Raw genomic sequence first — 9,553 nt, 5'->3', positions numbered from 1 at the left:
ACAACGTAGCGGCTCATGTTCATCGCGGGGTCCGCGATGCGTCGTGTCGATGGCGGCAGCGGCATGCGCGCGGTGACCTTCTGCGTCCGGATGCGGGTGACCGCGATCTGCACGCCCTCGGTGACCGCCGTCGACGCCGGCGGCACCACCATGTCGTCCTGTTCCAACGGCGCTTCGGCGGCGGCCAGCAGCATTCCTACGTTGAGCGCCGCCAGGCGCCGCTCGCTGGCGACACCACCGTCGATGATGTGCACGTTCTTCGCACTGACCACTGGCAGCGCCATGCCGGCCAACGGCAATCGGCTCGCGCGAGACGCCGCAGCCGGCGCGGCGTCGCTCATAGACAGCTGCTTGAGAGCGTCGCCGACAGTCAAAGCCGTTGTCCACACCTGCCTGCTCTGTTGGCCGTCCACCGACACCTGCAGCGGCCGGGCGCGTCGCAGCACGATGGTGTCGGACTGGTGGATTGGCTGATTAGCGGCCGGATAGAGATCGTCGTGGTCACCGACGGCGAAGCCGTTGTCCCGCACCGCGTCGATCACACGCGACGTCATCGTCGACACCGTCATCGGTGAGCCGTCGACGACGAGCGTGACGATCTTGTGCGCTGCGACGGCGTAGCCGCCCGCGCAGATCAACGCCAACAAGAACGCGCCGACCAACGCGCGCTGCGCCTTCGATTTCGGAGCAGCCCGCTGGGCGGCCGCAGCCTCCGGGCGACCTTTACCCTTGCGGACCTTGGCCCGCCGACTTTCGCGTCGCCGCAAGCGCTCTGGCGACTCGTCACCGCGACTGTATTTGCCCGACGTCGCATCCTCGGCCTCATCGATCGATTCGGCCTCTGTCAGTAGGGCCCGGACCTCCTCGGCCAGAACCCTTTCCGTCTCACACCGCATGTAGCGCATCACCTGGCGTGTCGACGCGCCGGCTCGCACCCTCGTCGGGTCCAGCACGACCCGTCCCAGCCGCGCTATGCCCGCCGCACGGCACAAGGCTAACGCTTCCACGAACAGTTTCCCGAGCGCAAACGCGTGCCGTTTACGAAATCCTGCGATCGCCCGATAGTCCGGCGCCGCCCCATCAGCCAACCACCGAAAGGGCACATCATCGACACATCTGCGTTCGATCACCCGCGACGAGCACACCCCGGTGATGTAGGCGTACAACAAGATTCGCATCATCAGCCGCGGATCAAGGTCTGGCGTGGCGCGCCCAGCGTCGGACGCGGCCCGGATGGGAACGAGATCCACATGCGCGTCTACCAATTCGGCGATCAACCGGGCCGGGTGCTTGGCTGGCAGCCAGTCATTCAGCGATGGCGGCAACGATCCCTGACCCGAGCTCAACACGGGGAAGTGCTGCGCGCCACGCGACTTCGGCCTCCCGAAGTGCGTGTCTTCGCTCTGTCCGGGAGCTACCTCGGACAACCCACCACAACCGAGCTCATGAGCCTCCTATCATGCCGTCCACCCTGCCCATAGCCGAACACCACTTCCGGCGTGTCGCCGGCCCTGTGCTCGGAGAATGGTCGACCAGAAGAATGTGAAGCGGCCCTGGCGCGACGGGGTCTGCGGGCCGATGCCTCGAACCTGCGGCACGACACCATCGTGGTGCCCGACACTGGAGTCTGCGCCGCTGCCTACGCCGGGATGGTCGGTGCACGCCGCGCAGGCATGCATTGATCGGACCATTTTGGTTAGCTCGTGCAGGCGAGTTCCCGGCAGCAGGTTGATACGTCAGATGCGCGACAGCTCCGAATCACCGTTGGCGTGACTCACTCGACAAGTGGCGCGTCAGGATCGTGAGCTAGGAGCCGCATCTGCTCGCGCAGTGAACGCCGTCTCCCACCGAGCCGTCCACCACACCGCGCCAAGACGGTTCTCGAGCGTCGACGATCACGAATATCACGGGGATTTTGGGAATTTTCGGCTATGTCAGTTTGGCACGGGCAAGAGTATTGTCAGGCGAAGCGGCCGACGCGCATTGCTGTTAACCGACGTGGGTCGCCTCAGGGTTGGGGATGAGCGAGGTAGGCCGTCCATGAATCTCAAGAAAAAGCTTGCAGAAGCATCGTTCACCGCAGCGCTGGGCGTCGCGGCGTTGGGATTGGGCGGGGGTGTGGGCCACGCCGCCCCGCCCACCCAAGACTTGCCCGCAACAACGTGGCCGCAAGACGGATGGGGCGGCTGGGGCTGGGGCGGCTGGGGCTGGGGCGGCAACTGGGGCAACTGGGGCGGCTGGGGCTGGGGCGGCGGCGGCAACTGGGGCAACTGGGGCTGGGGTGGCTGGGGTCACGGCTGGGGGCACTGACCAGCCCAACTCGAGCGCATCTTCGACATCTACTTTGAGGACCCGAACAGCGACTCATGCAGGTTAGGTCCCGACGCGCGTTGTGCGCCGCCAGCCAGGACAGCCGGTAGGGACGGCCGTCGAGCCGCGATGCCGGATCACCGCTTGGTAGATACCAGCGCGCCCGGCGTCGGCGAAGAAGTCGTCGAAGAAGTCGTCGAAAAACCCTCTGCGCAAGGCGTACATCGGTCATATGGTGCAAGACGGCATCCCAGTTCTCCGCCGGCCAACCGGGTAAAAAAGTCGTCCTAACCGCGCGGACCACCTGATCGGCGAAGGGATCGCCGATCAACGGTTGATCGCGCTTGGTCGCGGCCGCCCGGTACCCCGCGACCATCGTGGCGGTGGCGCGCGCTGGTGGCCAGGCCCCAGCCCTTGTTGTCTGCTCGCCACAGGAACTCCTTCGACAAGCCACGCCCGTCGATACCAAGAGCGAACGACACGGTGGAGCGCACATGTGGCGGTCGGCGATTGCAGAATGCCAGACATCGTGGTGGGTTGGGGTGGCTGTCATTCGAGGAATTCACCGACGAAGCCGCGTCCGGTGTGACCTGTTGCACCTGGGAACGAACGAAAATGCCTGCGGAACAGTAGGATTCATCCAGTGTAAATGTGTGCTCTACTGCTTCCGCTAGCATCCGCGGGCTGGTGCTGCGGGAGCAGACAGGGCTCTCGCTTACGACGCTGTATGGCCCGCCGCCGATCTGCATGCAACCATCGCCCTACACCCTCGGCGATGCGAGCAATGGTATCCACGTCGCTGACGGTAACCTCACGAACACCCGAAGCGATAACGGTGCCGCCGGAAGCTCGAGCGCTACCCACGGAGTTCGAGGTCGCTGAGCGGTAACCCCCTCACACCTCGACGGCGTCAGGGGCTGGTCGGAGCGGCCACGTGTCCGGGACGTCCTTTAGTTGGTGACTGCCTTTGTCGGCGAACGCAATTCGGGCCGAGCACCGGCGGTGGAATCGCACCCGATACGAACAGCTGCCCACGTCATCGATACGCACCGCTGCGCACCATCGTTACCGCCGTTTTGGTCGTTCGACAGACGTGATGAAGCAGGCAGGGCTCTCGGCCTCAGCGCGGTACCGCCCGGGGTGATTCGTCGCGGTAACGGGATGCACCGACAGCCCGAAATAGAAGGCAGCACAAAACCCCCGGGAAAAGCGGTCGGGAAAATGGAAGCATCGCCAATGAAGATCATATGCGTCGGTGGCGGGCCGGCCGGGCTGTACTTCGCCATCTCGGCGAAGCTGCGCGACGCCGGCCACGACATCACTGTCATCGAGCGCGATCCCCTGGGGACCACCTACGGCTGGGGTGTCGTGTACTGGGACAACCTGCTGGACATGCTGTACGGCAACGACCCGGAGAGTGCCCGGCAGCTGCGGGCGGCCTCCATGCTGTGGCAGGAGCAGCAGATCCGGTTGCCCGGCGCGGCCACGGCATACCTGCCCGGCTACGGATACAGCCTGGGTCGGGCGGCCATGCTCGACATTCTGGCGTCGCGGGCGGCCGATCTTGGCGTCGATATCCAGCGCCCACGTGAGGTCGAGGACGTTGCTGCGGTCGCTAATGCCGATCTCGTTGTGGTGTCCGACGGCGCGAACAGCCAGATACGAACGCAGTATGCGGATCATTTCGGTACGACGATCGACGTCGGGGGCAACCCCTACATCTGGCTGGCCACCGACAAGGTGTTCGACACTTTCGTCTTCGCCTTCGAACAGACTCCAGGGGGATGGATTTGGTTCCACGCCTATCCCTCCAGCCCCGAGGTGAGCACCTGCATCGTCGAGTGCACGCCCGAAACGTGGCAGGCGCTGGGGTTCGGCGAGCTCAACAGTGAGGACAGCGTGCAATTGCTGGAGAAGATCTTCGCCACCGCCCTCGACGGTCGCTCGCTGATCAGCCGAGCCCGCGGCGAGCCCGCCCGTTGGCTGCGCTTCGCAGAGGTGAGCAACCAAAGTTGGCGGCACAACAACATCGCCCTCGTCGGCGATGCCGCGCATACCACCCATTTCACCCTCGGGTCGGGCACCAGGTTGGCGATGATCGACGCGACCGTGCTCGCGCACAGCCTGTACAAGCACGCGGAGCTCCCCGTCGCACTGCGCGAATACGACGAGCGAGGCCGCGACGCACTGCGGCCGGTCCAGGCCGCGGCGCGCACCAGCATGGCCTGGTTCCAGCGGATCGATCGCTACCTGGACCGCGGCGCGGTGGACTTCGCTTATTCGATGGCGGGCCGCAATAGTGCCCAGCCTCCGTGGCGCTACCAGATGCACCTAGCCACCCAGATACCGGTGGTGCGCCGAACACAGCGCGCGTTCTACACCGGTTTGCGACGGTACTTGGCGCGGCGGCGTGGAGAGTCGGCGGTACCCGTCCGGTGAGGGCTGCGGTGACCCACGGGCGTATGAAGAGTGGCGCTGTGCGGGCCTCTCAGATGGGCACGCTCATCGCACAGCGCCGCTAAGCAGATGCCACGCTGACTAGTGCCGCCGACACCCGCAATGTTACGTAACAAGTGCGTAAGGGAACTCACCCCGGCACGGCGGCAGCATGACTCCTAGACCGCTGACCTCTGAAAATGCAGTGCCCCCACCGGGACTCGAACCCAGACTGTGCGGATTTTAAGAACGGAAACGCGGGATCCTACTACCGGCAGAAACAGGTAGCCGAAACGGAGCATACCGCTTGCAAGACACCACATTTGCGCGTTGCCAGTACGGGCGCGGCAGGGCTCCGGTGCGGCTACAAATCGCCGCCGGTCGCGTACACGCCGCGTACACGGAGATGTTAGCTAGGGCTTGGCGAGGGGCCAGGCGGCGGCAGAGATAGCTGGCCTGGGCGCTATGCGAGACTGGTTCCAGAAAGTGACTGGAGGGATGTATATGTCGGGCTGGACGAAGGGAAGCCTCTCCACCGCTGTGAAGGCGGCCGGAGTGGCTTCGATATTGGGCTGGGTGCTGGTGCTGAGTTCGGGTCCCGCGGTGGCGGATCCGGACGCGGCTCCCGGCGACCCAGGCGTTGTCGCTGGTCCCGCCGCTGGGCAGGACCCGACACCGTTCACCGGTACGGCGCCATTCGCGCCGCCGAAGATCGCCCCTGCCAACGGCTCGACGGTGGGCGTGGGCCAGCCGATCATCATCAACTTGCCCGGGCTCGTCGATGACTCCGGCGCGGCTGAAGCTGCCGTCCACGTCTCGTCAGTCCCGCCGGTTCCCGGCAAGTTCTACTGGATGAGCCCCACGCAGCTGCGCTGGCGGCCGCTGAGCTTCTGGCCGGCCCACACCTCGGTGACCGTCGATGCGGGCGGCACGGTGTCCAGCTTCCATACCGGCGACACGCTGGTGGCCACAGCCGACGATGCCACACACCAGCTCACCGTCACCCGCAACGGGACCGTGGAGAAAACCATCCCGATGTCGATGGGTATGTCAGCCGGCGGCCACCAAACCGCCAACGGCACCTACTACGTGCAAGAGAAGATGCCCTCGGTGGTGATGGATTCCTCGACCTACGGGGTCCCGGTCAACTCGCCGAACGGGTACAAGGTGACGGTCGACCTCGCCGTTCGGTTCGACGACAGCGGCAACTTCGTACACAGCGCTCCGTGGTCGGTGGGTGACCAGGGCAAGCGCGACGTCAGTCATGGCTGCATCAACATCAGTCCCGCGAACGCAAGGTGGTTCTTCGACAACTTCGGCGCCGGTGATCCCATCATCGTGAAGAACTCCACCGGTACCTACACCAGACACGACGGCTCCAGCGACTGGCAGAGCTAGCTATTCCGACGCTTTGGCCGTCTCCGTTGCGATTTTGATTAGGGGCGCGGCGCATACGCCACCGGCATCTCGGGAGGTAAGGCAAGATCGCATGCGCGACATTGCCGACAAGGCTGACCGTGGTGGCAGCAATCAACAGCGCCCAGAAGAACCTGACCGCCCTCTGATGAGTTGTCTGCGTCGACGCGGGAGCACTCGTCACCTTCACCTCCTTTTCGGCGCAAGGTCATACGTATACGTCTGATCTGCAATTTCGACGACGATCTGGGCGCGCGCCCCCAGCCCCGATAGATACGACGCAAGAGTGCTGAGAAGCATGTCGCTCTGACGCTCCATCTTGCTGACATGCGCTTGTCCGACGCCTAGATTGGCTGCAACCTGGACCTGCGTCATACCGGCGGCTCGTCGAAGGTTCGCTAGTTCAATCACGCATCAATACTACCCGCATGGAATACTACTAACAAGGAATAATCTTTCCGAAGAAATTGTGTAGCACTGGTTCAATCCCAGTATCGCGCACCAAGTTCGACGCAGGTCAAAGGTAGTTTTGTAGACCGGAATCGGACCGCATGAACTGCATGTGAACTCGTCACGCAGGGCGCTAGCAACCCAACCGAGAGGTAGCTAGCCATGACTACTGCAACCAACCCGTACCCCGATGTCGCCTTACCTGCCGGTGCCCGCACCCTCGATACATGGCAGTCAGATGATCCGCTGGCGTACCGTGTGATCCTCGCCGCCGACCGGAAGATCACCGACCACGCACTGACCTTGTCGCCCAGCGCAATTCAGTGGGCCGACGGCACGATCGACGGCGGCCGCATCGAGCCGCCGCAGATCTTTGTGTACGACCTCGGCGAAGGTAGCCCGTTGAACAGCGACCAGGCCCGCGAACTGGCCTCTGCTCTCATCGAAACAGCCCGTGAGATTGATCAGTGGGTGACCCGATGAGCGCCCTAAAGGACTTCTCGAACGTTCCCCCTCCAGTGGGCGCCACAGACGTCAGCGATTGGGCCGACGTCGGCACACCCGATCAGTTCCGCGTCTTTGACGGGCCGCGATGGACGGTGCCCGGGCTGCGCTTTGGTTACGCCGACCAAGAGGTCGACGCCTTCATCACGATCTTCGGCACCCAGCTCGCCGACGGCACCATTGAAGGCCGGTGCATCCGATTGGGCGGTGTGCACTGGGACGACGAGTTGTGCAGTGAAACCGCCCGCATTATCGGGCGGTCACTGCTTGAGGCGGCCGACGAGCTGGACCGAGTGAAAGTGAGCGGCGAATGACCACAACCGAACGGCAGCCCCTTCCGCCCATCGCGTGCACGCCGTGGTGCCGCTACGGGGACGGCCACCCCGGCCACTACTTCGCCTCGGACCAAACCTGCTACGGAGAACAGCACCTCACCCCAACAGGCCACAACGAACACGACCATTTAGCGGTCATGGCACACCGTCACGGCATCGACGCAACCCCCAATGTGTGTGTCAACGTCTGCGTCCGAGACGTCGATGTCGACGGGTATCTCACCGTGACGCAGGCGCGGCTGCTCGCCGAGTCGCTGCTGGCGAGTGCGAAGGAAGTGGAGGGAACAGGATGACGGTCGGCGCCGTCTGACTTATCGGCTCCCCCTCGGCCCGCCACCCGACACCCACAGGTGGCGGGCCGAGTCTGTGAATGACGAAGCCCCCCGCTGCCTGAACGGGCACCGCAGCGCCAGGGAGTGCATTCCCCTGAGTGCCGCCTGAGGCTGCGCACCAGATTGCCTGGAATTTGGCTGTACGCCGGAGTACAACTCTGTCAGTTAGCTGGGCGTTGACCTGACGTATGGCGGCAGATCGCGGCAGCTAACTATTTGCCGACGCAAACAACGGGGCGTCAATTTGCATTCATCAAACTGATCTTGAAGGTCAGCGGCTAGTCTTCGAACAACACTGGCCGCCAAGAGGCCGTGATCCAGGGGAGGGAAGCAAACAATGGGCGCTATGACTACTACTATTCGCGGACTTGCCGTCGGCGCTGTCCTTGCAGGCTGTGCAATCGGATTGGCCAGCCCGGCGTCGGCCGAACTAACTGACGGCACCTACCAGATGACGTACTTAGTTGACCCGGGGCCACCAGACACTATCGTGATCACTTCGTGTGGCGCCGGCTGCAAACACTGGCAAATGAACGGGCCATATACGGCTGTGGAGTATCACTTACAGGGAGACACCTGGACCGCTCCGTCGCCGGACGGCCCTATGACGGTCGACAACAATACTCTTGCTGGATCGACCGGCTTCTGGGCTTATCAGTTGACCAAGGTCGGTTGACGCGACAGGACACGGGAGGCCCGGACAGGTACGCCCAGGACTTCCCTCCCCCTGCTTGATGAGGCTGCGTCGTGCGGCTCGCTGCCCAGAGCCGCCACCCAACTCCCACGGGTAGACGGGCCGGAGTGACTTCTAAGAGCGTTCCAGAAGGCGAGTCAGCGTGGCCTCGAAGGTCTTCCGCCACTGTGGGACCACGACCGCCGGGTTGACGTAGCCCGGAAAGGGCTGCGGGCCGCCAATCATGCTGCTTCTAGCCGACCATTCCCACTTGCCATTCGCGCGGATGGTGATGGCCAGCCCGTCGGTGAGAAAGACTACGTAATATTTGGGCGAGAATCGATTGGCGCCTAGATGCTGCTGTCGTGGTTTGAGCCCAAGTTTTCGCGCGGCCTCAATGAATTCCTTGACGAGGGGTTCGATGAGGGCGACGGTGTGCGCCTGCACGTCTTGTTGTGTCGTTTGTCGCTGTTGCGCGTGTTGCCGTTGCTCGCTGAGCCGCCGCTGCGCGTCTTCTGCCATCCCCACGGATACGGATTATGCACTGTCGGTAGCCCCGCCGCAGCGAACCCAGGTTCACTCGATGACGCGACGTTTGCCCGCAACCGAAAGCTCCAAGGTGTCGGTGCTCGTCGCTACTGTCGCCGCTCATGAGCAACGCAGCGCCCTGGGCCTCAACAGCAGGCAACAAATTCCCACGGCACCGCCACCTAAGCAGGTCGCAAAATTCACTTACCTCGAAGGTCCAGCGGCAGTGCGGATTACGGGCCGGTCGGTCGCCGGAGGGCAAATCGCGGTAAATGCTTTCTTGCATCATCAAACGTGCGGTTCTCGTCCGTCCGAATTCCACTCGATCACCGCATACGCACTAACTGGTTTCGGAAAATGTCGTTGTTGACTCCGGTGACGTAGAAGACCTCTTGAAAAAAGTTTCCGAACATGGCTTCAATGAGCCTGGCGCTCAATCGATTCTGGTATGCAATCCCCAAGAGGGAGAGTCGACAACTGCAGCTCAGGAGCCGAGTGCGGCCGCCGAACCGCCATACGGGCGGGACCGGTGGCACCGACGTGGCAGGCCATTTCGGTTTGCGGCCATG

General features: G+C 63.5%; 10 protein-coding genes and 1 pseudogene. 6 read left to right on the top strand and 5 right to left on the bottom strand.

Annotated features, from left to right (window positions below):
• A partial coding sequence (locus tag QOC76_RS07000) for a ubiquitin-like domain-containing protein (protein WP_526355583.1) occupies window positions 1-662 on the bottom strand: 662 nt, incomplete at its 3' end.
• Between the two features lie 432 nt (window positions 663-1,094).
• Window positions 1,095-1,349 (bottom strand): annotated as a pseudogene (locus QOC76_RS06995) (transposase); the annotation flags it as partial.
• A gap of 691 nt (window positions 1,350-2,040) precedes the next feature.
• On the opposite strand from QOC76_RS06995, the gene QOC76_RS06990 reads away from it, so the two are divergent.
• Window positions 2,041-2,310 (top strand): hypothetical protein, encoded by a 270-nt coding sequence (locus QOC76_RS06990; protein WP_526355581.1) that lies wholly within the window; start codon window positions 2,041-2,043, stop codon window positions 2,308-2,310.
• A gap of 63 nt (window positions 2,311-2,373) precedes the next feature.
• Here QOC76_RS06990 and QOC76_RS06985 read toward each other — a convergent pair whose 3' ends face one another.
• Window positions 2,374-2,535, bottom strand: coding sequence for a hypothetical protein (locus QOC76_RS06985; protein ID WP_526355579.1), 162 nt, complete (start codon window positions 2,533-2,535; stop codon window positions 2,374-2,376).
• Window positions 2,536-3,546: 1,011 nt separating this feature from the next.
• Between QOC76_RS06985 and QOC76_RS06980 the strand changes: the two genes are divergently transcribed.
• Both QOC76_RS06980 and QOC76_RS06975 read left to right on the top strand, forming a co-directional pair.
• Entirely contained in the window at window positions 3,547-4,749 is a 1,203-nt protein-coding gene (locus QOC76_RS06980) for an FAD-dependent oxidoreductase (RefSeq protein ID WP_526355577.1), read from the top strand.
• Window positions 4,750-5,250: 501 nt separating this feature from the next.
• Window positions 5,251-6,144 carry a L,D-transpeptidase gene (locus tag QOC76_RS06975; RefSeq protein WP_526355575.1) on the top strand — a complete coding sequence of 298 codons (894 nt, stop codon included), beginning with the start codon at window positions 5,251-5,253 and terminating at the stop codon, window positions 6,142-6,144.
• A gap of 204 nt (window positions 6,145-6,348) precedes the next feature.
• Here the strand turns inward: QOC76_RS06975 and relB are convergent, their stop codons facing one another.
• Window positions 6,349-6,573 carry a type II toxin-antitoxin system RelB family anti-toxin gene (gene relB / locus QOC76_RS06970; RefSeq protein WP_526355573.1) on the bottom strand — a complete coding sequence of 75 codons (225 nt, stop codon included), beginning with the start codon at window positions 6,571-6,573 and terminating at the stop codon, window positions 6,349-6,351.
• Between the two features lie 201 nt (window positions 6,574-6,774).
• Between relB and QOC76_RS06965 the strand changes: the two genes are divergently transcribed.
• Genes QOC76_RS06965 through QOC76_RS06955 form a run of 3 tightly spaced genes read left to right on the top strand, consistent with a single transcriptional unit; the run spans window position 6,775 to window position 7,744 of the window.
• On the top strand, window positions 6,775-7,095 hold the full coding sequence (locus QOC76_RS06965; protein WP_526355571.1) for a hypothetical protein: 321 nt from the start codon (window positions 6,775-6,777) through the stop codon (window positions 7,093-7,095).
• Window positions 7,092-7,430: a hypothetical protein gene (locus QOC76_RS06960; protein ID WP_526355569.1), complete on the top strand. Its 339-nt coding sequence runs from the start codon at window positions 7,092-7,094 to the stop codon at window positions 7,428-7,430. Before QOC76_RS06965 ends, QOC76_RS06960 begins: the two co-directional genes overlap by 4 nt.
• The gene (locus tag QOC76_RS06955; protein WP_526355567.1) at window positions 7,427-7,744 is read left to right on the top strand and encodes a DUF6907 domain-containing protein; all 318 of its coding nucleotides are present in this window, start codon (window positions 7,427-7,429) and stop codon (window positions 7,742-7,744) included. The genes QOC76_RS06960 and QOC76_RS06955 overlap by 4 nt, the downstream gene beginning before the upstream one ends.
• 847 nt (window positions 7,745-8,591) lie before the next feature.
• Here the strand turns inward: QOC76_RS06955 and QOC76_RS06950 are convergent.
• The gene (locus tag QOC76_RS06950) at window positions 8,592-8,984 is read right to left on the bottom strand and encodes a hypothetical protein (protein WP_526355565.1); all 393 of its coding nucleotides are present in this window, start codon (window positions 8,982-8,984) and stop codon (window positions 8,592-8,594) included.
• Window positions 8,985-9,553 lie beyond the last annotated feature (569 nt).

Source organism: Mycobacterium sp., from assembly GCF_032159565.1.
Taxonomy (GTDB): Bacteria; Actinomycetota; Actinomycetes; order Mycobacteriales; family Mycobacteriaceae; genus Mycobacterium.
Note: the sequence above shows the minus strand (reverse complement) of the source record. Positions and strands in the feature narration are given on the sequence as shown.

Excerpts from the sequence above, each read along its gene's own strand:
- QOC76_RS06990 (WP_526355581.1), top strand. The coding sequence starts at position 2,041 with ATGAATCTCAAGAAAAAGCTTGCAGAAGCATCGTTCACCGCAGCGCTG.
- QOC76_RS06960 (WP_526355569.1), top strand. The coding sequence starts at position 7,092 with ATGAGCGCCCTAAAGGACTTCTCGAACGTTCCCCCTCCAGTGGGCGCC.
- QOC76_RS06980 (WP_526355577.1), top strand. The coding sequence starts at position 3,547 with ATGAAGATCATATGCGTCGGTGGCGGGCCGGCCGGGCTGTACTTCGCC.
- QOC76_RS06975 (WP_526355575.1), top strand. The coding sequence starts at position 5,251 with ATGTCGGGCTGGACGAAGGGAAGCCTCTCCACCGCTGTGAAGGCGGCC.
- QOC76_RS06985 (WP_526355579.1), bottom strand. The coding sequence starts at position 2,535 with ATGTACGCCTTGCGCAGAGGGTTTTTCGACGACTTCTTCGACGACTTC.
- QOC76_RS06965 (WP_526355571.1), top strand. The coding sequence starts at position 6,775 with ATGACTACTGCAACCAACCCGTACCCCGATGTCGCCTTACCTGCCGGT.
- QOC76_RS06955 (WP_526355567.1), top strand. The coding sequence starts at position 7,427 with ATGACCACAACCGAACGGCAGCCCCTTCCGCCCATCGCGTGCACGCCG.